This window comes from Microbacterium sp. Root322 (assembly GCF_001425645.1).
GTDB lineage: Bacteria > Actinomycetota > Actinomycetes > Actinomycetales > Microbacteriaceae > Microbacterium > Microbacterium maritypicum.
Window position 1 is genome coordinate 589267 of the sequence record NZ_LMCS01000003.1, and the last position, 21974, is coordinate 611240.

Below are 21974 nucleotides of genomic sequence, written 5' to 3' on the forward strand. Positions count from 1 at the left end.
ATAGTGTCGGCGGGTGAGCAACCAGACTTCTTCCGCCGGTTCCGTGGTCGTGATCGGCGACGCCTTGATCGATGAGATCCGCGACGATTCGGGGGTGCGCGAGCTCGTCGGCGGTGCCGCACTCAACGTCGCCGTCGGACTGCGGCGCCTGGGAGTCGTGACGACGCTGATCGCGATGGTGGGAGATGACGAGGCCGGCGCGCACATCCGCGAGTACCTTTCCGACCACGGCGTGCGGCTGATCGGGAGTGAGGCCCCGCTCGGGTCCTCGCGGGCGATGGTGCAACGGGCGGCGAACGGTGAGCCGCAGTACGTCTTCAACGACGCCGCACAGAAGCGCAGCATCCTGTACTCCGACGAGGCTCGACAGGCGATCGCCGACGCCGGGCTCGTCGCGATCAGCTGCTTCCCGTTCGACGAGCCGGTCGAGGTCGACGCCCTGACCGATGCCCTGGCGGGTGCGCGCGTTGCCGTCGACCCCAACCCGCGCACCGGAATGCTCAGCGACCGTGAGGAGTTCGTCCGCGGCTTCGAGCGGCTCGCGGCTTCGGCCGCCATCGTCAAAGTCGGCGCGGATGACGCGACGATCCTCTACGACGGCGACCTCGACGCCCTGCGCGCCCGTCTGCGGGCCCTCGGCGCTGCTGCCGTCCTCGCGACCGCGGGTGCCGACGGCGCCACCATCGATGCGGATGCCGGCATCGTCTCGGCTCCCATCGCGCAGCTTCCCGGTGTCGTGATCGACACCGTCGGCGCGGGGGACGCGACTCTCGCGGCGGTTTCGGAGGGCCTGGTCGCAGCGTCTCCGTCCGACCTGGGGGAGTGGCGTGCACTGCTGCTGCGCGCGATGGACGTCGCCGCCGCGACCTGTCGCGCCGAGGGTGGTCTGCTGCGGACACCCGAGTCGCTGGAGGACTCCAGGCGCGGCGCGAACGGCAGCTGACCGTTCGATTTCTTGCACCCGCCTCCGGCAGGTATGCTTGTCTCTCGTGCCCCCGGTTGGCTGTCCAAGTCGGACGGGTGCGCTCTGGCGAGTTACCCAAGCGGCCAAAGGGATCTGACTGTAAATCAGACTGCTCAGCATTCGGGGGTTCGAATCCCTCACTCGCCACCACCACATCCGCGGAACTCGAAGGCCCACGCGATTACCGCGGGGGCCTTCTCTCGTCACCGTGGCCCTCACGATGAATAGGGTGGTCACATGCCAATGACGACTTGTGCTCGCCTCGACCTCCGAGATCGTTCGTGACCACGCCCGCGGGTTGGTATGTCGACGACAAGGGCGCGACCCGGTGGTGGGACGGTTCCCGGTGGGGTGAGGACTCTCCGGTCGCAGCGCCATCGACGGAGTTCCCATCGGTCCCGGAGGGGACGAGCACGACCACGGTATGGGTGTGGCCGGGTGTCGCTGGCTTCACGGATCCAGTCGCGCAATTGCGAGATCCGTCGGCCGCACGGCGAGCCGGACAGACGCGCGGCAAGCTCCCGCTGCGCGACTGGGTGGTGTCGGTGGAGAAGAACTCACTGCTCGGATGTCAGACTCTCGAGCCCCGCTGAGCGACATGCGTCGATGGAGTGGTGTTTGCGCGAGACGGAAAATCCTGACAGACATTTTTCTGATCGACGCGACAGGCGCAGAGAGAAGCGGTGACGGCGGCTGCGGCGACGGCAGCACGGCGCCCGCTCATCGTCCGCATTTGGCCGCAGGAATACGCCGAAGTGAGGGCAGGAAAGATGTGTGTCAGGTGTTCCTTGTGCCTGCAAAAGGCCACCACCGTGTCCTCCGAAAGGGGGACAGACACTCCGAAACGCTGTCTTTCACACTCAGGGGGAACCGAGGTGAAACTGGTCAATACTGATCCAGGCCTCGCATCCATGAGGAGAGAAAATGAAGTTGAGCACGAAGAAGCGCTTGGCGAAGTTCGCCGCCGCGACGGCAGTGTCCGCCGCCCTGATCGTCACGCCGTCGGTTGCGGCGATGGCCGACGCCACGGCGACGTACACGACAGGCGGCCAGGCGCGCGCCACCGCGTACTGGAATGCATCCTCGGACACGATGTCCAGCACCGACCGTTACAACGACGGGTGGGGCTCCCGCACCGCGTACAACCTCCGTGGCAATACCAGCAACCAGTACGTTGACAACATCAAGGGCGCCGGCACGACCGAGTCGCGCACCCTGTGGGTGCTTCCTGGCTGGGAGTTCCGCGTCCAGGCGTGCTCCATCAACAACGGCACGCAGCTCGGCTGCGGGTCCTGGTCGGGGTTCTCGGGAGTCTGACCCACGCGTGAGACCGGGCCTACTGCGTGCCCGGTCTCACGTCCCCACCGTCTCGAGATTAGGAACGCCCCGAACCCATGAAACGCCTCGCGCCCACACTGCCCCTGCTCGCCATTGCCGCACTCGTCATCTCGGGATGCTCCAACGCGTCGTCGGAAGAGGGATGGACCACCCCGGACCTTCCTGCAGAACTCTCCGCGACGCAGGCGCTCGCAGCGTTGCCGTTCGATTCGTTCGCGATGAGCAACTCCGAACGTGAGCAGCTGCAACAGGGCACGGCCGCTCTACTGAACCGGTGCATCGCCGACTTCGGTCTCTCTGCGACGTTCAGCGGCGACTACATCCAGCAGCTGAGTGAAGATCCGGACGTGCCTCTCATCTACCAATGGGGAGGCAGGCTCGGTACTCTCCCGCGTGACCAGGCCGAAGAGTACGGCTACGCAGCACCTCCCGGAGGCGAGTGGTCGAATGGGGCCGGCATCTACCTGTCCAGCGCGGAGAACTTGAACCCGGTTATGCCGAGCGATCCGACGGAGGCCGCGCAGCTGGCGGCGGTGATGTACGGCCCCGAGCAAGGAATGATCCCCGGCGAGGGGGGCGATGACCAGGTACTTTCCTCAGAGCTCATCCCGACAGACGTCGAAGGCAATGCGCCATCCGCGAAGGGGTGCTACGGAGTCGTCGAAGACGAGATCGGAGTTCCGTTCGTCGACCTCCGCGACCTGACGTCCGACGTCTACGGCCTCACGTTCAGTCACGATGCGGTGAAAGAGAAAGCCAGCGCCTGGTCGGCATGCATGAAGGATGCCGGCTTCGATTACGCACGCTTCGAGGAAGCTCCGACTGCGAATGCGGGCGCGATCAGCGCGGACACTATCGCCGTGGCCTTGGCAGATGTCGAGTGCACGAAGGAAAGCCGCTGGCCGGACACTTTCTACTACGTCCTCGCCGACTACGAGCAGCAAGCGATAGACAAGCAGCCGGACACGTTCCAATCAGCGCTGGACGGAGAGCGGAAGCGACTCGAGGCCGTGAACACACTCCTGGGCAAATAGAGACGATGGACGACAAGCCCCGGATGACGCCGACACGTCGAGTAGGCACCCTGATCCTCGTCACAGCTCTCGTATCTGCGGCCATCGGGGGTGCGGCCGGCTTCTTCGTGCGCTCGCCCGCACAAGTTGCGGCGGATGCTGCCCCGCCCGCGCACAGTGAGCTGACCGTTGCCGTCGAAGAGGGCACTATCACCGACCCGCTTCTCCTGTCCGGAGTCGTTGCTCTCGGCAGCGTGACCGACCTCACGCCAAACGGGGGAGGTGTTGTCACAGGTCTGCCGGTAGCCCTCGGAGCGCAGTTCACCGCCGGTACCGTCATCGCCGAGGTGAACGACAGGCCCGTGATCTACCTGCAAGGCTCTATACCGCTGCTGCGGGACCTGCGCCCCGGGGACAAGGGTGAGGATGTTCGGCGCCTGCAGGAAGGGCTGCGTCCGTGGCTGAGCGGCGAGCCCGATGGCACGTGGGGGACGGCGACGACCCGTGCTCTGCAGGCCCTCTACAAAGCTGCAGGGTATGTGGCTCCTGTGGACAGCGCCGCTCTCCAGGCGGAGCTCGTATTCGGCGCCGCGGCCACGGCTACGGTTCTCAGTGTCGCGTCCCCGCTCGGAGGAGCGGTCGAGAGTCCGCTGATTCGGGCGACCACATCCGATCCGACAGTGATAGCAGAAGTCGCCGATGCGACGTCGCAGCTTGTTCACATCGGTGACCGCGTATCCGTGACAGGCAGTGCCATCGGCGGTGCGCAGGACGGCACGATCACCGCGGTGGGCGGCTTGGTCACGGGAGACGATGGAGTCAGCCGGGCCACCGTCACAGTCCAGCCGGATGTTGCGTTGCCAGCCGCGGCTATTGACCGAAAGGTGGAGATCACCGTCTTGACCGGCGCGGACGCTGAGGTCGGTCTCATCGTTCCGCTCTCCGCTATCCGCTCGAACGCGACCGGCGGAACATATGTACTGCACGTGCACGGGGAGAACCCTCATCGCGTCATGGTGACTGTCGAAGAGACGGGAGGCGGACAGGCGCGAGTGACCGCCAGCGACGGAGATCTCGCTGTCGGTGACCTGGTCGTGCTGGGCGTGCAATGACAGCTGTCGTCGAACTGCGAGACGTCTCGCGTGTCTACCCTGGGCCACCCGAGGTGCACGCGCTGGTAACGTCCTCCGTCACCATCGATGAAGGCGATTTCGTCACCATCGTCGGCCCGTCCGGCTCTGGGAAATCGACTCTTCTGAACCTTCTCGGCCTTCTCGACAAGCCGACGGCGGGAACCTACGCGTTGAGAGGCCAGGACGTCACGCCGCTTTCGGAAAACGAGCGGGCGCGTGTGCGGGGCACCGACATCGGGTTCGTCTTCCAGTCCTTCCACCTGCTCGAACAACGCACCTGCTTAGAGAACGTGATGCTCAGCGACCTGTACAACGGAACGACGGAGCGAGAGTCTCGCGCTCGCGCATACGAGGCGTTGGAGGCAGTCGGACTCGGGGCTTTCGACCGCCGGCTGCCGACCGAACTCTCGGGCGGACAGCAACAACGAGTAGCCATCGCCCGAGCGTTGGCATCCGACCCCGCGGTGCTGTTGTGCGATGAACCGACCGGAAACCTGGATAGCGTAACCGCATCGGCCATCCTCACCCTCTTCGACGACCTCAACGCCGTCGGCCGCACGGTCGTGCTCATCACCCACGACGCCGACGTCGCCCGCCACGGCAATCGAACACTGCACATGCTTGATGGCGCGTTGAGCGAGGAGTCATGACCCGTCACCCGGTGCGCAGGCGGTTGCTCAACGAGGCGATGGCCGGTGTTGTGCAACGCTCGTCTCGCTCGGGGATGACGATTGTCGGAATCGCGATCGGCGTCGCGTCCTTCGTGGCGGTGCTCGGCGTGACCGCCAGCGCCAACGGACAGATCAGTGACGAGTTCCTGAGAGTCGAAGCCACCCAGATCACGGTGACTCCCCGCACTGGGGGAACCGGGACCGAACCTCTCTTCGCTACGGACGCCGACCGCCGTGTCGGTCAGATCGACGGGGTCACCGCGACCGGACGATGGTGGAACGTCCCCGGCGTCACCATCAGCGTAAATCCTCCGTCGATCGACCCCGGCTCCTCCCAACCTTCGTTGCTGGCAGCGACACCGGGGTACTTCGATCTCGTCGGCGCTGAGGTGTCCAGCGGCCGCACATTCGATGAGTTCCATGAGGATCAGCCGGTTGCGGTCATCGGAGACAAGCTGGCCGGCGACCTCCGTATCAGCGACATCGCTGATCAACCCGTCATCGTGCTCAACGACCTTCGGGTCACTGTCATCGGCGTCATCGATGACACGACCGGCTCGAGCGCTGCGCTGACAAGCGTCATCATCCCCGACGGGTTCGCTCGGACACACTTCACTGCACCAGGACAGCGGGAGACGATGGTCGTAGCCACCGAGGTGGGGGCATCGGAGGTTGTCGCCGACCAGCTCGCGGTCGCCTTGAACCCCGCGGAACTCACCGCGTTTCAGATCGTCCCACCTCCGAAGCCGACGGTCGTGAAAGACCGGGTCAACACGTCGACGCAGGCGCTCTTCTTCGCACTCGCAGGCATCTGCGTTCTCGTCAGTGGTGTCGGAATCGCCAACGTGTCATTGCTCGGCGTCATCGCCCGCACGCGAGAGATCGCACTTCGGCGTTCGCTCGGCGCCTTGCCCAGACATATAGCGATGCAGTTCCTCGGAGAGTCAGTCGTGCGCGGGCTCCTGGGTGGGCTTGTGGGTACGGCGTTGGCGATGGCAGCCGTGACCGCCATCGCAGTGAGTCAGCAGTGGACGGCCGTCATCGAACCATGGTCGCTCATCATGGGGCCGGTCATGGGTGTGGCCATCGGATCGATCGCGGGGCTCTATCCGGCGATTCGAGCCACGAGGATCGAACCGGTAGAGGCGTTCCGTCGATGAACGTCTATTCGATTTCGTTCTGTCTCACTTGACGTCCCACAGCGTGTACCCGACGACACCAGCAGGAATGAACTCCATCGCCTTGGTCAGTTCGTTCTCGGTACCGACTATCCGCCCCGTATCCCGAGAGATGAGGAGTGTGTTCTGATAACCGCGGTCGTCGATGGTTGTGCGGAGCCCGACGACCGCTCGTCCCAGTCGGTCGGTCGATTCGCCGAGAACCGTGACATCGCCTGCATCGACGAGCATGTGGATTAAGGTCGCGTGCTGTTCGTCGGTCAAGGTCCAGTAGCTCAGCAGTTGGCTGATGGCCACGAGGAGGTCTCCGGATGAAGAGTCGGCTGACGCGCCAAGCTCTCCCAGCGCTGCAAACAGTTCCTCGCGACTCGACCCCTTCAGGCTCACAACCCCGGGCGGGATGTCGAGGTCTGCGGCGCTGGTCGTGAGTTCGCTGATGATGTCACCAGGTCGATACGGACTCTCAGCGATGCCCTCAGGCCGCGCATCGCCAGACCAATACGATTCGGCGGCGACGACCGTGCTGATGGAGCCAGTCTCCGGCGACCAGTCGAAGGTTGTTTTTTGCGGCACGACCTCCACCCGCCCCTTCGCCATGTCGATGTTCCACCCCCAGCTCAGCGTCTGCACCCGCGACTCCTGGACGACGTCGTCTGGCAGATCGAGTTTCAGCTCAGCGGCTGTGACGACGGCAGACAGCGGCTGCGCGTTTGCGTATTGCAGTGGCGGGGGGGTGAGCGCGACAGCGGATTGCGGCGGACCCAGTACGTTGACCGCGATGATGGTGACCGCAGCGATGGATGCCACCACGGCGGTCACGCCGCCCCAGACCCGCCCTGCGCGACGGCGAGGCTCCGGTGATAGTTCGAACGTCCCGCGGATGATGCCCTCGCGGATAGCGATGTCGCGCGCGGTGAGCGGAGCGAAGCGTGCGCCCGGCGCAGGGCTCACTGCTCGGAACAGCTGGTCCAGCTCCTCGTCGGAGACGTTCATCGCCCGTCCTCCTTCACCTCAAGCTGGATACGCAGCTTCGTCCTCGCGCGGGTGAGTGTGGTCCATACCGCCGCAGAACTGCAACGCAGCACAGCCGCGACCTCACCGGCGGTGAGTTCGTCCCAGTATGTGAGTACCACCACTTGACGCTCACGGGCGTTCAACTTCTTCATAGCCTGACGCAGCGCGAGCGCCTCCAGCGGATGAAGCCGCTCCGCGGCGTTCTCCAAGCCCCGGCTCATCGCGTCAAGCGCCCTCCCTCGCGAACGGGCACTTCGGTCGACATCGCGGACCTTGTTGTCTGCGGTGCGGATGAACCAGCGCAAGCCCATCGGCGTCTCCGGACGCAGTTTCCTCCATGCGACGACGAACACCTCCGCAGTGATCTCGTCGACTTCTTCCTGGTTGTCGAGGAAACACGACAGGTGGTGGTGCACGAGAGGCCAATACTCATCGAACAATCGGCGGAAGACGACGGCCTTGTTGAGAGCCGGGGCGCTCGTCGAGGTGCTGGAATGCGCCTCAGCCGGAAGGGGAAAGCTCTCAGCTCCGGCAAGAACGACGCGGACGGTATCGAATAGCCCCAGCCTCACCATCGAAGACGCCCCGCTCATCTCGCTCGTCTCCTCAGGTTATCGGGTGCTCAGAGCGTGCAGAGCAAGTTGGTGGTGCCAGCGCCGACGTTCGCGGAACCGTTCGCCCCGGCCGTCGCGAGCGTTGTGCCTGAGGAGTTGCGCGCGCGAACGCTGCCGAAGGAGCGGCCGTTGGCGATGGATCCGACGGACTGCAATGCGGCTGTGCTGACGGTGGTGCAGATGGTGAACGTCAACTTCGAGCCTTGAAGATTGGGCGAGGCGTATGCGCAGTATGTCCCGGTGGCGCAACTGCCGACAGCGCGCAGCGACGCGGACTCCGACCCCGCTTCGAGGATCATCCCGAGTGCCGGCCAGACGGCGGTGGTGTCGTTCACGGCGAAGCCGCCGGGCAACGCCTCCAAGGCGTACTCGACATCCGGGTGGAGTTCGTCGGAGTCTGCGTTGGCTGTGGCAGGTGTGAGAACCAGTGCGAGGACGAGCGCCGCGATGGTGGTGATGGTGCGTTTCATGTTGCCCCCAGGCTCAGGATGCGAGGGAACCCGGGGGCCAACCGAGCACCCCGCCGAGGGGCGCGAATGGCCTCCGATCTCAGTACGGGTGCCCTCCGATTTCAGTATCCGCGCGGGATAGCGGTCCCATCCGCTCCTTCTTTGCGGCTGAGGGCGATTCCTGACACACCTGTTCGATGACTGAGCCCAGCTAAGTTCACAGCTGTCTTCGCGCGACGTGCTCGTGGTGTCAGGTCTCACTTTCGTGGTCGCGCGATGGGTGACTCCCACCGAGAAGATTGGGCGGGGGCGTTCTCTCGTCACCGTGGCCCTCACCATGAATAGCGTGGTCACGACGACGTGTGCTCGCACCGACCTCCGAGATCGTTCGTGACCGCGCCCGCGGGTTGGTATGTCGACGACAAGGGTGCGACATCCGTCTGGGCATCCGTGTTCGTCGCCCAGACGTTCGAGACCGTGTTCTGGATGGTCACGACGCGGCAGATGTGACGTGGCCCCGGGACCGCGAACGATTCATAGACTGGAGCGATGCGACCGCTCACCGAAGCCGACGTCCGCGCATCGTTCGTCAATGCGGATGCTGACGAGCTGCGCCTCATGGAGATGCCGCACGACTTCCTGCTCGTCGACTGGGACTACCTCGACTTCTTCGCCTGGCAGGATCCGGGTGCGAGCCGTCGAGGCTACGTGGTGATCCCTCACGACGACGAGGTGGTCGGCATCGTGCTGCGCGCGACGGAGCCCGGCCGCGCCCGTTCGGGCATGTGCAACATCTGCCACACGATGCAGCCCGGCAACCAGGTCGCGCTCCTCTCCGCACGTCGGGCCGGTGAAGCGGGCACGCGTGGGGACTCGTTCGGCACCTACATGTGCGCCGACCTCTCCTGCCACGAGAATGTGCGCCTCGCCCACCCGCTCGCGCCCAACGAGGTGCGCACTCCGGGGCAGGTCGACTTCCGCCTCGACGGCACCCGTCGGCGGATGGAGAGCTTCGTCTCGCAGGTCTGGGAGCGGGTCTGATCGCGGTTACGCTGGTCCCACACGTCCTGCGCTCGAAGGAGAAGCCATGAGTGATGCCATCCTGTTCGCCGTCGAAGAGGGAATGGCCCGGCTGACGCTGAACCGCCCCGCTCGCCTCAACGCCTTCAATGCCGACCTGGCGCACGCCTGGAAGGATGCGACGGCCGAGGCGACCTCGAGGGCCGACGTGAAGGCGATTCTCATCGATGCCGCCGGCCCCGCGTTCTGCGCCGGCGGCGACGTGATCGACATGGCGACGACGATGGGGGCGTCCGGTGGGCAGATCACCGCGCTCGCCGAGGTGATCAACGCCGGTATCCGCTCGCTCACGGAGTCTGCGGTGCCCGTCGTCGCGGCTGCCCACGGCACGACCGCAGGCGGCGGTCTCGGCATCCTGCTGTGCAGCGACTACGCCGTCGTCGGCTCACGGTCGAAGCTCGGCAGCCTCTACGCGAACATCGGTCTGACTCCGGATCTGTCCGTCTCCGCTCAACTCGCCCGCGCCGTGGGCCAGCGCCGCGCCCTGCAGCTCGTGCTGCAGGACCGACTGCTCTCGTCGGCGGAGGCCGTGGAATGGGGGCTCGTCGCCGAAGCCGTCGAGGGTGCGGATGCCGTCTCCGAGGCGGAGAGCGTGCGAGCACGCGGTGAGGAGATCGCGCGGTTCTGGCTGGCAGGAGCGGCCGAAGCCTACGGTCAGGCGAAGCGGTTGGTGCGCTCCCAGCCCGAGCGCTCCTTCGTCGAGCAGCTGAGTGAAGAGGCGCGTTCGATCGGTGCGGCTCTGGAGACGCCCGACGCGCAGGCCAGGGTCGCAGCCTTCGCCGCGGCGTCGGCGAAGAAGGCGGGCTGACGACCTCTCCTGCCCAGGCGCGGGGGAGGAGTGAGCTTCCCCGGGATGGGGCGGGAGCCGTGGCAACCGTCGACGCGCGTGGCAGGATGAAGGCATCGCCGCTCGACGAGAGGATCGCCATGTCCCATCCGGACATCACCACGCATCAGACGCAGGGTGAGAAGAAGAACATGTCGCTGCTCATCAGGGGCTCTCTGTGGATCGCCATCGGGGCTCTGATCGCTGCGGCTCTCGTGTGCGTGGTCTGGGTGCTCATCGGTGATCAGGACGGTCTGATCGGTCGGGCCTTCCTCACGATCCTCCTGCTGGCGGCTTTCGCGGGGATCGCGATCCTCGAAGCAGGGCTGGCGCCGAATCGCCCCGACTGGCTGCAGCTGGCGAGCATGGTGAGCTGGATCGTCGCTCTCCTCGTCGGCGCCGTGAAGATCTGGCTGCCGGAGGACGGCTTCTACTTCGGCGCGGAGCGGTTCTTCCAGCTGCTCCTCGTCATCGGAATCCTCCAGCTCGCCCTGCTGCATGTGCGCCTGTTCACTCCGGCCGCGCAGAGACATGTCACGACGTTCACGCGCATCATCTACATCGTCACCGTCACGTTCCTCGTCGGCCTGGTCGGCATGCTCGTGTTCTTCCTCGCCTTCCCGAACACCTTCGAGTACGGCGAGCTGTACTGGCGCATCGTGGTCGCGCTCACGATCCTCGTGGCCGTCGGCACGACGCTGATCCCGCTGCTGAACGCGCTCTTCGCGCCGAAGAAGAAGACGCCTGCCGATCGTGCGGTGGCGGCGGCGCCGGCGTGGCCCACCTACGCAGACGGCATCACGCCGCTCCCTGCCCTCCCCGACGCGACTCCGGATTGGAACGCCTACTACACCGGGTATCCGACCGTCGCGCCGCAGCAGGCTCTCGGTCAGGTACCCGGCTCGGCCTTCCCGGTCGCGCCCCAGCCCCTGCCCCCGCAGCCTGCCCCGCCGCTCCCGGCCGCCCCGCAGTTCGCGCAGCCTGTCGTGCCCGCACCCGTCGCTTCGGGAGAGCACCCGGTACCGCCGGCACCGACCGCCGCGCAGTCGACGGCTTCTCCTCAGGAGCCGTCGCCGGCCTTCCCGCCGCCTCCGCCCGCCCCGCAGCAGCCTGCACAGTGACACTCGAACTCGAACTCCGCGAACTCGCCACCGAGATCGCTGAGGAGGCCGGACGACTCGCGCGCACACGTCGACAGGAGGGTGTGCGCCTGGCGGCCACCAAATCGTCCCTGGCCGACATCGTCACCGAAGCCGACCGAGAGGTCGAGGCGCTGATCCGCGCACGTCTTCGTGCAGCACGAGCTGACGATGGTTTCCTCGGCGAGGAGTCGGGCGCCGAGGTCGGCAGCAGCGGGATCACCTGGGTCGTCGATCCGATCGACGGCACCGTCAACTACGCCTACGGCATCCCGGCGTACAACGTGAGCATCGCCGCCGTCCGGGGTGAACCCGACCCGGCGACGTGGGAAGCGCTCGCCGGGGCCGTCAACGCGCCGGCACTGGGCGAGACGTTCATGGCTGCCCGCGGCCACGGCGCGTGGGTGAACGGGAGCCGGCTCGCGGTGACCGCCGCGACCCCGGCAGGCGCTCTGCTCGCGACGGGGTTCGGCTATGACCCCGCCACCCACGAGGGGGACATCGCGACCGTGGCCCGAGTCATGCCGATGGCCCGTGACATCCGTCGCATGGGCGCTGCGGCGCTCGACCTCGCCTTCGTCGCGGCCGGACGACTCGACGGGTACTTCGAGCGAGGACTCCGCCCCTGGGACTTCGCCGCCGGCGCCCTCCTGGTCGAGGAGGCGGGTGGCGTCGTTTCGCGAATCGACGTCGACTCCCTGCGTCCGATGCTGATCGCGGGTGGACCCGATGTGCACGCCCGACTCCTCGCGATCCTCGACGAGAAACCGTGAACGATTCATGGCATTCCCAGCCTGGTCAGGGTAGGGTTTACGGGATCGTTACTTTCGCCACCCGAAGGTGAAAGTCAAAGTTTGCGCCCCCCGAGCTTGACGCACGACCGAGAGAAACGCTTTGCCCTTCGAGAATTCCCAGGCTGCCTCTGCGCCCACGCGCCGGTCCAGCCGACTCCGCACTGCGGCCTCTGAGGCCCCCGCGGCGGGACCGACGGCACCCATTTCTGCCGCGGAGTCCACCGCTATCGCCCTCGCTGCCGTCGCTCCTCTTTCCCGACGCGCCGCCCGCCAGCGCCAGGCGCCCGACGACGTCGCAGCCGAAGCGCTGATCGAGCCCTTCACGGCGGCGAGCCCCGAGCCGATCATCGCCGATGTTCCCGCCGTGCCCGTCGCGGCCGAGAACGTCGACGAGGCCTTCGAGCTCGTCGACGTCGAAGCCGACGTCGAAGTTGAAGAGGCTCCCGAGTCGATCGAACCCTCAGCCTCTCCCGAAGAAGCCCCGTATCCCGTTTCCGGGAATGACGACGAGGTCGATGCTTTCGAGCGCGCATCCCGCGCCTTCCGTGTCACCGGTTCGGTGCCGACGGTTTCCGCCGCCGCCGACCCGTCGCAGCCGGAGCAGGGGTCGAGTGACGAGCCTGTCGCTTCCGCGCACGTGGCGCCTCGTCGTCCTCGCAGCATCCGCAAGGCCGTCACCTTCGGCGCGACCGTCGGTGTGATGAGCCTCGCCGGTCTCCTCGCGGTGTCCATGACGCTCCCCGCTGAAGCCGTTGCCGGCGTTCAGGGAGCCTCGGCGGCATCGATGTCGTTGGTCTCCTCCTCCGCGGCCGCCGCGAAGGACGCCGCCGACGACGAGATCCAGGCTTTCGTCGCCCCGTCCGGTGTGGAGAGCGAATCGCTCACTCGCGCCGATGACTTCAGCACGGTCTCGCTCGCCGAGGTCGCGGCGGAACAGGGCATCAACTACTCGGGTGAGATCTTCACGAACGATCCGGACGCCGCCATCCAGTGGCCGTTCCTCGTCGGCGTGGGCATGAGCTACGGGTACGGCATGCGCAGTGGCCGTCTCCACGAAGGCATCGACTTCGTGCCCGGCGACGGGGCCCCCATCCAGGCCATCGCCGACGGCACGGTGCGCATCGCGACCGAGCAGGGCGGCGCCTTCGGTGTCACCGTCTACATTGACCACGTCATCGACGGCCAGGTCATCACGAGCCACTACTCGCACATGCAGTATGGCTCCCTCAACGTCAAGGCCGGCGACACGGTGAAGGTCGGCACCATCGTCGGCAAGACCGGCAACACGGGCCGTTCCTACGGCGCGCACCTGCACTTCGAGCTCATCGTCAACGGATCGACCATCGACCCGATGCCGTGGCTCAAGGAGAATGCCGGTCGAACGTCGTACTGACCGGCTCGATTTCATGAGGACGCCACAGTGATGGTATTCTCGTACGGTTGCCCCGCGAGGGGCAGCACGCCCCGATAGCTCAGTGGCAGAGCACTTCCATGGTAAGGAAGGGGTCGTCAGTTCAATCCTGACTCGGGGCTCGCAAGCATTCTTCTCACGCGGACGGATGCCTCGCGGCAGGGTAGCTCAGCTGGTTAGAGCGCACGACTCATAATCGTGAGGTCGCGGGTTCAAGCCCCGCTCCTGCTACAGATGAAAACCCCGGTTCGCCGGGGTTTTTCTGCTTTCCGGCGGTACTTTCCCGGCGACCTGCGACTATTCCGCGGGCGAGTGCGAGGGCTGTGCCCTGGGCGCTCTCGCAACGGGAGGCCACACGACGAGCAGGAAAGCTGCGATCGGGCCGAACAGGAGCGTCAGAAGGAACCACGCCCACGCGGACCTGTTGCGCGTCCGGGCGAATCCTCCGGCGAGGATGGCGACGGTCAGCCACATGGACGACACGACGGTCCCGAGGTACTCGACAGTCATGCCCTCGAGGCTACGACGGCGTCCCCATACCCCCCGCAGGTGCCGGGGCGTGTCGGTGGTGTCGCGCGCCCGTCCGCGGCAGGCCGGCGGGGGGCCTATCGTGGCAGGGGAATCGATTGAGAACGAACAAGGAGCGGCATGCGCATCGCACTGCACTCGGTGATCGCAGAAGGTGCGATCGACGACTACCGGACCCACCACGCCCGCGTCCCCGATGGGCTGCGGGACCTGTTCGGGGTCGCCGGGATCGAGGATTGGACCATCTGGCGCTCCGGTCGCAACCTGTTCCACATCGTCGAGTGCGAGGACTTCGACGCGGCGATGCGGGTGGTCAACGCCTCGCCGGCGAACGATGCGTGGCAGGCCGACATCGGCCGTTTCGTTGAGGGGTTCCACGGGCCCGACGGGGAGGACGGGTTCACTCCGATCGAGCAGGTGTGGGCGCTGTCGACACAGCGGAGCTACGAAGGTTGAGATCTGCGCCAGCGATCGGTATCTTTTGGATACTAGGAGCGCTTGCGGGTAACTAGAGGGCTTCGGATAGCGTGGCGCGCATGGCAACCACGAACCTTCCGGAATCCTCTTCCACCCCGCTGTCCCTCCCTGAGCGGATGCCCGCGATCGGCGCCCGCGGCAGGCGTCCCGTGTCGGCCCCCGACGCGCTCAGCGACATCTTCCTTCCCGTGCCGAGACCTGCCGGACGGGATGTGCTCGTCGAGGTGCAGGGCGTCTCGGTGAACCCCGTCGACGTGAAGGTGCGTGCGGGAGCCGCCACCACCGGGGCGCCTCGGGTCCTCGGGTACGACGCGGCAGGAGTCGTGGTGGCCGTCGGCGACGAGGCCACGCGCTTCGCGGTGGGGGACCGCGTGTACTACGCGGGTCAGATCGACCGCCCCGGCACCAACGCCCGGTTCCATCTCGTGAACGAGAACATCGTCGGGCATGCCCCACGCACTCTCTCGGTCGCCGAGACGGCCGCTCTGCCCCTCACCGTCATCACCGCGTGGGAGAGTCTCTTCGACCGGCTCGCGCTCACCCAGGAGAGCGAGGGCGTGCTCCTCGTGATCGGGGCCGCAGGCGGCGTCGGCTCGCTCATCATCCAGCTCGCGAAGGCGCTCACGCGTCTCGAGGTCATCGCGGTGGCCTCCCGCCCTGAGACCGCGGAGTGGGTGCGGCAGATGGGGGCCGACCACGTCGTGGGTCGCGACTTCGTCTCCGAGGTCTCGGCGATCGCTCCCGCCGGCGTCGACTACGTGTTCACGTCGTTCACTCCTGGCAACGTCCGGGCGATCGCCGACGTCATCCGTCCACGCGGGCAGGTGGTCTCCATCGACGAGACCGGTGGCAGCATTGACGCGCTCAAGGCGAAGAGCGTGACCTGGCACTGGGAGCTCATGTTCACCAGGCCCGTCACCGACCCCGCCGACCACTACCAGCACGATCTGCTGGAGGCCGTCGCCGCGCTTGTGGACGACGGCACGCTGCGCACCACCGTGACGACCCACCTCACGCCGCTGGATGCGGCGACCATGCGTCAGGCCCACGAGATCGTCGAGGCGTCGCGCACCATCGGCAAGGTCGTCGTCACCGACTGGCCGGAGGGGGATCGATCAGCCTGAGGATCGAGGGGACCGCGGCCGCTCGGCATCCGTCAGGCGGCGCGGTCCTCGGCGAAGGAGGGGGCGGCGTCGCCCACGCGGCCGCGGATGAAGAAGATCAGCACGGCCGCAGCGGCGATGACGACGATGTTGCCGAAACCGGCGAACGCGGTGAGAGCGCCTTCGGCAGGGTGCGCGGTCTGGAGGAAGATGCTCGGATCGGTGCTGGCGTGCAGCAGGATCGGCGCGAGGATCGTCCCGGTGACCCGGAGCGCGAGGTACATCAGGATGCCGAACGCGAAGGTGTACACGAGCTGGAACGCGGTCGCGAACACCGACTGTCCGCTCAGGAGGTTCCCGGCGTGGAGGCCGGCGAACACGGCGGCGGAGAGCACCGCGACCACGATCTCGCGGTATCCGGCCTTGCGGGCGAGGTTGACGACCAGCCCCCGGGTGAGCACCTCTTCGGCGAACCCGATGAAGAGTCCGGCCAACAGCCAGCTGGCCACGACGTCGAATCCGACGTCGCCGTAGTCGATCGTGGCGAAGCGCAGGATGTTGAACAGGAGCACGACGACGATCGCGATCCACATCCATCCCCGTCCTCGGATCGGCTGCGGACCGAAGACGTCGCGCCACCACCCGACCGACGCGATGAAGCCGACGAGCAGCAGGCCGCCGACGACGAGCGGCAGGACGTAGTAGACGACGACCGCAGCGGCACCGGTCGGGTCGTCGAGCTGAAGGGCGAGGGGCGTGAACGCGAGCGAGAGCAGGTCGTAGAGCACGAAGTACACGGCAGCCAGGACGAGCGCACGCCACCAGCCGCCCTTCTCCCAGAACCTCTTCCAGGGGGACGCGTCCGTGGGGCTCGACATGGGATGCTCCAGACCGTCGGCGGGTGGGGGCGGCCGACTATCCGTCAGTTTGTCGCACGACGGCGGTCAGCGTCCATCCGGAGAATCCGGGGAGTGTCGGACGGCTCACCCGCGGAACCCCCTCGGGCCACGCGCCGGAGGCATATGTGGGATCGGGATCGGACGTGTGGCGCGTGAGGTGTCCTGGAACCTGCGCACGGCCTCGAGAACGTCGGCAGCCGAGGAATAGCGCAAAGCGAGCGGCAGGTCGCGTCGCCACAGGACCTCGACTTCGGTCGGGGCGTCTTCGAAGATCGTGCAGACGACGCGACGGTGGTCGTTCTCCGGGTACTGCAGATCGTGGATGGTCCAGTCGGTCGCGCTGACCTCGACCAGCGTGAACCTGCGATCAGGATCGTGCTCCATCATTCTCCTCGCTGTCCCCACGGTGAAGAATGCGGGATCCACGCCCGGAAGGGGAGCCCCTTGACAGACGGCGGCCCCTGCCCACGTCGGGGCAGGTGCCGCTCGTCTCAGCGCGTGAGCGGTGTCGTGTCGGTGTCCGTCGGGTCGGCATCGGCCGCGACGGCGGTCGCCGAGACGCCGTCTGCGCGCCCGACCCCGCGCTGTGCGGCCTCCAACCTCTCGGCTTCCTCGCCACTGACGGCCTCGCCGCGTGCGACGAGTCCTGCCTGATCCGACAGCGGGATCTGCTTGAGGAACAAAGAGAGCAGCAGCGCGAGCACGATGAACGGCACGAGGTACCAGAAGACCGGCGCGAGAGCGTCCGCGTAGGCGGTGACGATGCCCTCCCGCACCTCGTCCGGCAGCGAGTTGAGGGTCGACGGATCGATCGTCGATGCGGCCTCGGAGGCGCCTTCGGGGGAGGCGCCGGCGCCGGTGAAGACGCCGAGCAGGTTCTCGGTCAGACGTGTGGTGAAGATCGTCCCGAACACCGCGGTTCCCAGAGATGCTCCCACCTCGCGGAAGTAATTGTTCGTGCTCGTCGCGGTGCCGATCTCGCCGGCCGGGACCGCGTTCTGCACGACCAGGACGACGACCTGCATGATGAGGCCGAGCCCGGCGCCGAACACGAACAGGAACACGCAGATCAGCCAGATCGGCGTCGACGCCGACAGAGTGGTCATCGAGACCATGGCGATGCCGGTGATGATGGTGCCGAGGATCGGATAGATCCTGTACTTGCCGGTCTTCGAGATCGCGATTCCGGAGAAGATCGACGTGCCCATGAGCCCCACCATCATCGGGATCATCAGCAGTCCGGATTCCGCCGCAGACGTGCCGGAGGACATCTGCAGGAACGTCGGCACGAAGCCGATCGCCGCGAACATCCCGATTCCGAGCACCAGCCCGATCGCAGTGGCGTTGACGAAGATCGGGTTGCGGAACAGGCTCAGCGGGATGATCGGGTCCTGAACCCGCGATTCGGTGATCACGAAGGCGGTCGCGGCGACGACCAGCCCGGCGCCCCAGGCCCAGGTCGCGAGCGAGTCCCAACCGAATTCCTTGTCTCCGCCGAAGTCCGTGAAGAAGATCAGGCACGTGGTCGCGATCGAGAGGAAGATGACGCCGAAGATATCGATCGGCTTCTCGGCCTTCTTGCTCGGCAGCTTGAGTGCGACCAGCGCGATGATGAATGCCGCGATCCCGACGGGGATGTTGATGTAGAACGCCCACTGCCAGGTCAGGTGGTCGACGAAGTAGCCGCCGAGGAGCGGGCCGGCGACGGCGGACAGCCCGAAGACCGCACCGAGCGGCCCCATGTACTTGCCGCGCTCGTTGGCAGGGACGATGTCGGCGATGATCGCCTGGGACAGGATCATCAGGCCGCCACCGCCGAGGCCCTGCAGGGCGCGGAAGACGACGAACATCCAGAAATCGGTGGCGAATGCGCAGCCGACCGAGGCCAGGGTGAACAGAGCGATCGCGACGAGGAACAGGCTGCGTCGACCCAGTACGTCGCCGAACTTGCCGTAGATGGGCATCACGATCGTGGTGGCCAGGAGATAGGCGGTGGTGATCCACACCTGGTGGTCGACGCCGCCGAGCTGCCCGACGATCGTCGGCATGGCGGTGGACACGATGGTCTGGTCGAGGCTGGAGAGCAGCATGCCTGCGATGAGGGCGCTGAAGATGATCCAGATGCGGCGCTTCGTGAGCAGGAAGGGGGCGTCCTTCGTGGAGGTGGCGGACATTCAGTGCGCTTTCTGTGACGGTGCGTAGAGCGAGCGGGCGACGTCGAGGCGTCGGGTGAGGAGATCGGCGAACGGCTCGGTCGACTGGCGATGCAGCAGCTCGTCCATGCTCATGCGCACGAGCGCGCCGACGGTGTGCACGACCACCTCGGCCTGCAGCTCGGCGGCGTCGTCGGCGGTGCGATCGGTCTCGGCGGTTCGGCGGAGGATCAGCCCCACATCGCGCCTCTCGTTCTTCGCGAGATGCTCGAAGGCTGCCTTGAGCAGACGCGGCTCCTGCTCGATCACGGCGAACATCGCGGGGGCGTCCTCGACCGGGTTGAACAGCTCGAAGCGGCGGATCGTCAACCGGAGGAAGTCGTCGAGCAGGTCTCCGCGTCGGGCGGCGAACTCCTCCTCGAGCGCCTCCTGGGACGAGTCGATCGTCGCGAACCCGAAGACCGCATTCTCCTTGCTCTCGAAGTAGTTGAAGAACGTGCGGCGGGAGACTCCGACCTCGGCGCACACCTCCTCGATCGTGAACCCGGCGAACCCCTTCTCCGTCGTCAGACGTCGTGCGGCGTCGGTGAGGGCGCGGGAGGTCTCTCGCTTGCGCTGTTCTCGCAAGGAATCTGCACTGTCGGTCATGGAGTGCAATATTGCACTCTCAACCTTTGAGTGCACCGTGAGCGGTTCGTCAGGGGTCTTCAGAGATTTCTTTCGACGGATCTGTGACATCTGCCGTTCGGTATACGTCCTAGTGGTGGCGTCGCCGACCGCGACCTGCGCTTCGCACTGCGAGCGGCATGAGGAAGAAGGAGCTCACGATGACGAACACGACAGGTGGCACCCAGCCCGAGATTCAGGTCGTCACCCCGCCGCAGGGGGCTGCGGTGGGGACGACCACGATCGAGGATGCGGTGGTCGCGAAGATCGCCGGCATCGCTGCGCGTGACGTCAGCGGAGTCCATGCGCTCGGCGGGGGCGCCGCACGCATGGTGGGCGCGATTCGGGACGCGCTCAACACGACCGACCTCTCGCAGGGGATCAGCGTCGCGGTCGGCGAAGCACAGATCACCGTCGACGTGACGATCGTCGCCGAGTACCCCGTCTCGCTGCAGAAGGTCGCGGATGACGTCCGCGCGGCGATCCACCGGGACATGGTCGATCTGGTCGGGGTGGGCGTGGTCGAGGTCAACGTCACCATCGACGACGTGCACGTCCCCTCGGATGACGAAGGCGACACCGCAGACACGGACGAGGCACCGACGGCATAAGCCGCCTCGTCGAGGACTCGGCCCCGAGATGCGGGGTCGGTGGAGAAGGAGAAGGAGAAGCCATGAGCGCTGAAGACAAGATCAAGGCCGCAGCCGAGAAAATCGCCGGCAAGGCGAAGGAGACCGTCGGCAAGGTCATCGATGACGACAAGCTCGTCGCCGAGGGCAAGGCGGAGCAGGCCAAGGGCAACGTCCGCGATGCCGCCGAGAACGTGAAGGATGCGTTCAAGAAGTGACGAGGCGGGGGAGAGGCCCGCACGGCCTCTCCCCGATCCCTCACAGGCGGGTGAACAATGATCCGATCCGTTGGGGCATCTGTTCCGAATCCCTCAGGGGATCGGATCGAGGGGTGGGGTAGATGGAAGACGAACGCTTTCGCACAGCGCTCGAACACGCGGACGACGGCATCGTCGCCGGACGCGCGATGGACGGCGACGTCGAGGCCTTCGCGGTGCTCGTGCGCAGGTACACGCCCATGATGCGCGCGTACACACAGCGGATGCTGAATGCATCCGCGGATGTGGACGACATCGTGCAGGAGTCCTTCGTCACCGCCTGGCAGCGGTTCGGCGAACTCGAGGATCCGGCCAAGGTCAAGAGCTGGCTGATGAGGATCGTGAGCCGGAAGGCCGTGGATCGCATCCGCGCGATCCGCCCGGCCGTCGACATCGATTCGATCGACCGTCCGGCTCCGCTGCATGCCTCACCGACCGCGGTCGTCGAGGCTCGCGCGGGCGTCGCCGCCCTCGGGGCAGCGCTTCGAGAGCTGCCGGACGCGCAGCGCGAATGCTGGGTGCTGCGGGAGATCGGCGGGTACTCCTACGAGGAGATCTCCGAGGAGCTCGACATCCCCGTCTCGACCGCGCGCGGCCTGCTCGCGCGGGCCCGGAAATACATGATCGTACGGATGGAGGAGTGGCGATGACCGACGAGAGAGAGACTCGCGAAGTCCGCCGGCTCGGCCTGGAACCGACCGATCTCGACGGGCACACGCTCGACGAGCTCACCGACTATCTCGACGCGGGGCGACAGCCCGCCGATCGCTCGATCGACGAGTCGCCCGGCTGTCAGCTGGCGCTGGATGCACTGGAACGGCTGCAGGGGCTCGGTGCTGAGCTCATCGCCGCAGAAGCCGCAGCCGAACCCCCGGTCGACGAGAACTGGGTCGATCGCATCCTCAGCGGCATCGCGATGGATGCGCGCGCCGGACGCCGCATCCCCTTGGAGTCACCGGATCCGCACGTGGATCTCGCGATCACCGAGGGAGCGGTGCGCGGCCTCATCCGCTCTGCGGAGAATGCCGTGCCGGGACTCCTCGTCGGGCGCTGTCGACTCGACGGGGACGTGACGCAGGCGGGTGCGCCGATCCGGATCGAGATCGACGCGAGCGCTCTGCACGGTCAGTCGATCCCGAAGGTCGCCGCTGAGCTGCGGGCCGAGGTCGATCGAGGCCTTCGCGCGCATACCGAGTTGAACGTGATCGCGATCGACATCGCGATCAAGGACGTCCGGGAGGTGTCGTCGTGGGCGGGAGAGAGCCGATGAGGGCGGAGGAGCGCGACGAGCTCGCCGCGGCGATCGAGGCGACGCTGCGGTCGACGCCGGGCGTTCGCAGCGTCTACCGATCGGGTTCCCTGATCTCCAACCTGCTGCGCGCGGGAGCCGAGGCGATCGGCGTGCGCAAGGACGACGAGCCGATCGTGTCGGTGGTCGCCGCGGGCGACGGGGTGGCGGTGGAGGCGACGCTCGGTGTGGACTCCGGCGCGAAGTCGGCGGAGATCCTCCGCACTGGGCACGCGGCCATCGACGCATTGCTCGGGGCGCGCGGCATACAGCGGGAGAGCATCACGCTCACGGTCGCGCACGTGCAGGCCGGCGCGCACGGGCAGGCGCACGTGGGTTCCTGACCCCGT

General features: G+C 66.5%; 27 protein-coding genes and 3 tRNA genes. 22 read left to right on the forward strand and 8 right to left on the reverse strand.

The features are described from left to right. The first annotated feature begins 13 nt into the window (after positions 1–13). The 8 genes from ASC55_RS15160 to ASC55_RS15190 all read left to right on the forward strand — a co-directional run bounded on the left by ASC55_RS15160 (position 14) and on the right by ASC55_RS15190 (position 6279). Complete coding sequence (locus tag ASC55_RS15160) at positions 14–943, forward strand: PfkB family carbohydrate kinase (protein WP_055877186.1); 930 nt, start codon at positions 14–16, stop codon at positions 941–943. Between the two features lie 86 nt (positions 944–1029). After that, positions 1030–1114, forward strand: a tRNA-Tyr gene (locus tag ASC55_RS15165). 131 nt (positions 1115–1245) lie between these two features. Further along, the gene (locus ASC55_RS17530) at positions 1246–1557 is read left to right on the forward strand and encodes a DUF2510 domain-containing protein (protein WP_055870127.1); all 312 of its coding nucleotides are present in this window, start codon (positions 1246–1248) and stop codon (positions 1555–1557) included. A gap of 331 nt (positions 1558–1888) precedes the next feature. Then, positions 1889–2281: a hypothetical protein gene (locus ASC55_RS15170; protein WP_055870130.1), complete on the forward strand. Its 393-nt coding sequence runs from the start codon at positions 1889–1891 to the stop codon at positions 2279–2281. 77 nt (positions 2282–2358) lie between these two features. Beyond that, positions 2359–3336, forward strand: a complete 978-nt coding sequence (locus tag ASC55_RS15175; protein WP_055870133.1) for a hypothetical protein — start codon at positions 2359–2361, stop codon at positions 3334–3336. A 5-nt stretch (positions 3337–3341) separates the two neighbouring features. After that, entirely contained in the window at positions 3342–4427 is a 1086-nt protein-coding gene (locus ASC55_RS15180; protein ID WP_055877189.1) for an efflux RND transporter periplasmic adaptor subunit, read from the forward strand. Then, entirely contained in the window at positions 4424–5098 is a 675-nt protein-coding gene (locus ASC55_RS15185) for an ABC transporter ATP-binding protein (protein WP_055870139.1), read from the forward strand. The genes ASC55_RS15180 and ASC55_RS15185 overlap by 4 nt, the downstream gene beginning before the upstream one ends. Positions 5099–5172: 74 nt before the next feature. After that, positions 5173–6279: an ABC transporter permease gene (locus ASC55_RS15190; protein WP_162243060.1), complete on the forward strand. Its 1107-nt coding sequence runs from the start codon at positions 5173–5175 to the stop codon at positions 6277–6279. Positions 6280–6303: 24 nt separating this feature from the next. Here ASC55_RS15190 and ASC55_RS15195 read toward each other — a convergent pair whose 3' ends face one another. The 3 genes from ASC55_RS15195 to ASC55_RS15205 are packed head-to-tail and all read right to left on the reverse strand — an operon-like array spanning position 6304 to position 8395. Beyond that, positions 6304–7290 carry a hypothetical protein gene (locus ASC55_RS15195; RefSeq protein ID WP_055877192.1) on the reverse strand — a complete coding sequence of 329 codons (987 nt, stop codon included), beginning with the start codon at positions 7288–7290 and terminating at the stop codon, positions 6304–6306. Beyond that, positions 7287–7904: an RNA polymerase sigma factor gene (locus tag ASC55_RS15200; protein WP_055877195.1), complete on the reverse strand. Its 618-nt coding sequence runs from the start codon at positions 7902–7904 to the stop codon at positions 7287–7289. The genes ASC55_RS15195 and ASC55_RS15200 overlap by 4 nt, the downstream gene beginning before the upstream one ends. A 29-nt stretch (positions 7905–7933) precedes the next feature. Next, positions 7934–8395: a hypothetical protein gene (locus tag ASC55_RS15205; RefSeq protein ID WP_055870151.1), complete on the reverse strand. Its 462-nt coding sequence runs from the start codon at positions 8393–8395 to the stop codon at positions 7934–7936. A gap of 528 nt (positions 8396–8923) precedes the next feature. Between ASC55_RS15205 and ASC55_RS15210 the strand changes: the two genes are divergently transcribed. From ASC55_RS15210 to ASC55_RS15240, 7 genes are all read left to right on the forward strand, one after another. Then, complete coding sequence (locus ASC55_RS15210; RefSeq protein WP_055870154.1) at positions 8924–9415, forward strand: FBP domain-containing protein; 492 nt, start codon at positions 8924–8926, stop codon at positions 9413–9415. Positions 9416–9461: 46 nt separating this feature from the next. Beyond that, the gene (locus ASC55_RS15215) at positions 9462–10262 is read left to right on the forward strand and encodes an enoyl-CoA hydratase/isomerase family protein (RefSeq protein ID WP_055877198.1); all 801 of its coding nucleotides are present in this window, start codon (positions 9462–9464) and stop codon (positions 10260–10262) included. A gap of 119 nt (positions 10263–10381) precedes the next feature. After that, entirely contained in the window at positions 10382–11401 is a 1020-nt protein-coding gene (locus tag ASC55_RS15220; protein WP_157559473.1) for a hypothetical protein, read from the forward strand. Continuing rightward, positions 11398–12192: an inositol monophosphatase family protein gene (locus tag ASC55_RS15225; RefSeq protein ID WP_055877201.1), complete on the forward strand. Its 795-nt coding sequence runs from the start codon at positions 11398–11400 to the stop codon at positions 12190–12192. The genes ASC55_RS15220 and ASC55_RS15225 overlap by 4 nt, the downstream gene beginning before the upstream one ends. Before the next feature lie 121 nt (positions 12193–12313). Continuing rightward, positions 12314–13606, forward strand: coding sequence for a M23 family metallopeptidase (locus ASC55_RS15230; RefSeq protein ID WP_055877204.1), 1293 nt, complete (start codon positions 12314–12316; stop codon positions 13604–13606). Between the two features lie 68 nt (positions 13607–13674). Further along, positions 13675–13746: transfer RNA gene (locus tag ASC55_RS15235), tRNA-Thr, on the forward strand. A gap of 35 nt (positions 13747–13781) precedes the next feature. Beyond that, positions 13782–13855: transfer RNA gene (locus tag ASC55_RS15240), tRNA-Met, on the forward strand. A 66-nt stretch (positions 13856–13921) separates the two neighbouring features. Here ASC55_RS15240 and ASC55_RS15245 read toward each other — a convergent pair. After that, a complete protein-coding gene (locus tag ASC55_RS15245; RefSeq protein ID WP_055877207.1) occupies positions 13922–14134 on the reverse strand; it encodes a hypothetical protein in 213 nt (70 codons plus the stop codon). Positions 14135–14272: 138 nt separating this feature from the next. Here ASC55_RS15245 and ASC55_RS15250 point away from each other — a divergent pair, with 138 nt between their 5' ends. Beyond that, a complete protein-coding gene (locus ASC55_RS15250) occupies positions 14273–14608 on the forward strand; it encodes an L-rhamnose mutarotase (protein ID WP_055877210.1) in 336 nt (111 codons plus the stop codon). 80 nt (positions 14609–14688) lie between these two features. After that, on the forward strand, positions 14689–15753 hold the full coding sequence (locus tag ASC55_RS15255; protein WP_235563395.1) for a zinc-binding alcohol dehydrogenase family protein: 1065 nt from the start codon (positions 14689–14691) through the stop codon (positions 15751–15753). Between the two features lie 32 nt (positions 15754–15785). Here the strand turns inward: ASC55_RS15255 and ASC55_RS15260 are convergent, their stop codons facing one another. The 4 genes from ASC55_RS15260 to ASC55_RS15275 all read right to left on the reverse strand — a co-directional run bounded on the left by ASC55_RS15260 (position 15786) and on the right by ASC55_RS15275 (position 19432). Beyond that, the gene (locus ASC55_RS15260; RefSeq protein ID WP_055877216.1) at positions 15786–16610 is read right to left on the reverse strand and encodes a CPBP family intramembrane glutamic endopeptidase; all 825 of its coding nucleotides are present in this window, start codon (positions 16608–16610) and stop codon (positions 15786–15788) included. A 105-nt stretch (positions 16611–16715) separates the two neighbouring features. Then, entirely contained in the window at positions 16716–17018 is a 303-nt protein-coding gene (locus ASC55_RS15265) for a hypothetical protein (RefSeq protein ID WP_235563396.1), read from the reverse strand. 104 nt (positions 17019–17122) lie between these two features. Continuing rightward, a complete protein-coding gene (locus ASC55_RS15270) occupies positions 17123–18805 on the reverse strand; it encodes an MDR family MFS transporter (RefSeq protein ID WP_055877219.1) in 1683 nt (560 codons plus the stop codon). Continuing rightward, positions 18806–19432: a TetR/AcrR family transcriptional regulator gene (locus ASC55_RS15275; RefSeq protein ID WP_055877222.1), complete on the reverse strand. Its 627-nt coding sequence runs from the start codon at positions 19430–19432 to the stop codon at positions 18806–18808. It lies immediately after the preceding gene. A 179-nt stretch (positions 19433–19611) separates the two neighbouring features. Between ASC55_RS15275 and ASC55_RS15280 the strand changes: the two genes are divergently transcribed. From ASC55_RS15280 to ASC55_RS15300, 5 genes are all read left to right on the forward strand, one after another. Beyond that, positions 19612–20061 carry an Asp23/Gls24 family envelope stress response protein gene (locus ASC55_RS15280; RefSeq protein ID WP_235562598.1) on the forward strand — a complete coding sequence of 150 codons (450 nt, stop codon included), beginning with the start codon at positions 19612–19614 and terminating at the stop codon, positions 20059–20061. Between the two features lie 62 nt (positions 20062–20123). Beyond that, positions 20124–20297 carry a CsbD family protein gene (locus ASC55_RS15285; protein ID WP_017828199.1) on the forward strand — a complete coding sequence of 58 codons (174 nt, stop codon included), beginning with the start codon at positions 20124–20126 and terminating at the stop codon, positions 20295–20297. A 122-nt stretch (positions 20298–20419) separates the two neighbouring features. After that, entirely contained in the window at positions 20420–20986 is a 567-nt protein-coding gene (locus ASC55_RS15290) for an RNA polymerase sigma factor (protein WP_055877225.1), read from the forward strand. Then, complete coding sequence (locus tag ASC55_RS15295) at positions 20983–21606, forward strand: Asp23/Gls24 family envelope stress response protein (RefSeq protein WP_055877230.1); 624 nt, start codon at positions 20983–20985, stop codon at positions 21604–21606. The genes ASC55_RS15290 and ASC55_RS15295 overlap by 4 nt, the downstream gene beginning before the upstream one ends. Then, entirely contained in the window at positions 21603–21968 is a 366-nt protein-coding gene (locus tag ASC55_RS15300; RefSeq protein ID WP_055877233.1) for a hypothetical protein, read from the forward strand. The genes ASC55_RS15295 and ASC55_RS15300 overlap by 4 nt, the downstream gene beginning before the upstream one ends. Positions 21969–21974: the final 6 nt, after the last annotated feature.

What these genes read in the sequence shown, in the direction of transcription:
- ASC55_RS15200 (WP_055877195.1), bottom strand. Translation starts at nt 7,904, where the DNA reads ATGAGCGGGGCGTCTTCGATGGTGAGGCTGGGGCTATTCGATACCGTC.
- ASC55_RS15265 (WP_235563396.1), bottom strand. Translation starts at nt 17,018, where the DNA reads ATGATGGAGCACGATCCTGATCGCAGGTTCACGCTGGTCGAGGTCAGC.
- ASC55_RS15195 (WP_055877192.1), bottom strand. Translation starts at nt 7,290, where the DNA reads ATGAACGTCTCCGACGAGGAGCTGGACCAGCTGTTCCGAGCAGTGAGC.
- ASC55_RS15205 (WP_055870151.1), bottom strand. Translation starts at nt 8,395, where the DNA reads ATGAAACGCACCATCACCACCATCGCGGCGCTCGTCCTCGCACTGGTT.
- ASC55_RS15180 (WP_055877189.1), top strand. Translation starts at nt 3,342, where the DNA reads ATGGACGACAAGCCCCGGATGACGCCGACACGTCGAGTAGGCACCCTG.
- ASC55_RS15295 (WP_055877230.1), top strand. Translation starts at nt 20,983, where the DNA reads ATGACCGACGAGAGAGAGACTCGCGAAGTCCGCCGGCTCGGCCTGGAA.
- ASC55_RS15270 (WP_055877219.1), bottom strand. Translation starts at nt 18,805, where the DNA reads ATGTCCGCCACCTCCACGAAGGACGCCCCCTTCCTGCTCACGAAGCGC.
- ASC55_RS15220 (WP_157559473.1), top strand. Translation starts at nt 10,382, where the DNA reads ATGTCCCATCCGGACATCACCACGCATCAGACGCAGGGTGAGAAGAAG.
- ASC55_RS15175 (WP_055870133.1), top strand. Translation starts at nt 2,359, where the DNA reads ATGAAACGCCTCGCGCCCACACTGCCCCTGCTCGCCATTGCCGCACTC.
- ASC55_RS15260 (WP_055877216.1), bottom strand. Translation starts at nt 16,610, where the DNA reads ATGTCGAGCCCCACGGACGCGTCCCCCTGGAAGAGGTTCTGGGAGAAG.
- ASC55_RS15185 (WP_055870139.1), top strand. Translation starts at nt 4,424, where the DNA reads ATGACAGCTGTCGTCGAACTGCGAGACGTCTCGCGTGTCTACCCTGGG.
- ASC55_RS15210 (WP_055870154.1), top strand. Translation starts at nt 8,924, where the DNA reads ATGCGACCGCTCACCGAAGCCGACGTCCGCGCATCGTTCGTCAATGCG.
- ASC55_RS15255 (WP_235563395.1), top strand. Translation starts at nt 14,689, where the DNA reads ATGGCAACCACGAACCTTCCGGAATCCTCTTCCACCCCGCTGTCCCTC.
- ASC55_RS15285 (WP_017828199.1), top strand. Translation starts at nt 20,124, where the DNA reads ATGAGCGCTGAAGACAAGATCAAGGCCGCAGCCGAGAAAATCGCCGGC.
- ASC55_RS15280 (WP_235562598.1), top strand. Translation starts at nt 19,612, where the DNA reads ATGACGAACACGACAGGTGGCACCCAGCCCGAGATTCAGGTCGTCACC.
- ASC55_RS15275 (WP_055877222.1), bottom strand. Translation starts at nt 19,432, where the DNA reads ATGACCGACAGTGCAGATTCCTTGCGAGAACAGCGCAAGCGAGAGACC.
- ASC55_RS15190 (WP_162243060.1), top strand. Translation starts at nt 5,173, where the DNA reads ATGACGATTGTCGGAATCGCGATCGGCGTCGCGTCCTTCGTGGCGGTG.
- ASC55_RS15215 (WP_055877198.1), top strand. Translation starts at nt 9,462, where the DNA reads ATGAGTGATGCCATCCTGTTCGCCGTCGAAGAGGGAATGGCCCGGCTG.
- ASC55_RS15290 (WP_055877225.1), top strand. Translation starts at nt 20,420, where the DNA reads ATGGAAGACGAACGCTTTCGCACAGCGCTCGAACACGCGGACGACGGC.
- ASC55_RS15300 (WP_055877233.1), top strand. Translation starts at nt 21,603, where the DNA reads ATGAGGGCGGAGGAGCGCGACGAGCTCGCCGCGGCGATCGAGGCGACG.
- ASC55_RS15250 (WP_055877210.1), top strand. Translation starts at nt 14,273, where the DNA reads ATGCGCATCGCACTGCACTCGGTGATCGCAGAAGGTGCGATCGACGAC.
- ASC55_RS15245 (WP_055877207.1), bottom strand. Translation starts at nt 14,134, where the DNA reads ATGACTGTCGAGTACCTCGGGACCGTCGTGTCGTCCATGTGGCTGACC.
- ASC55_RS15170 (WP_055870130.1), top strand. Translation starts at nt 1,889, where the DNA reads ATGAAGTTGAGCACGAAGAAGCGCTTGGCGAAGTTCGCCGCCGCGACG.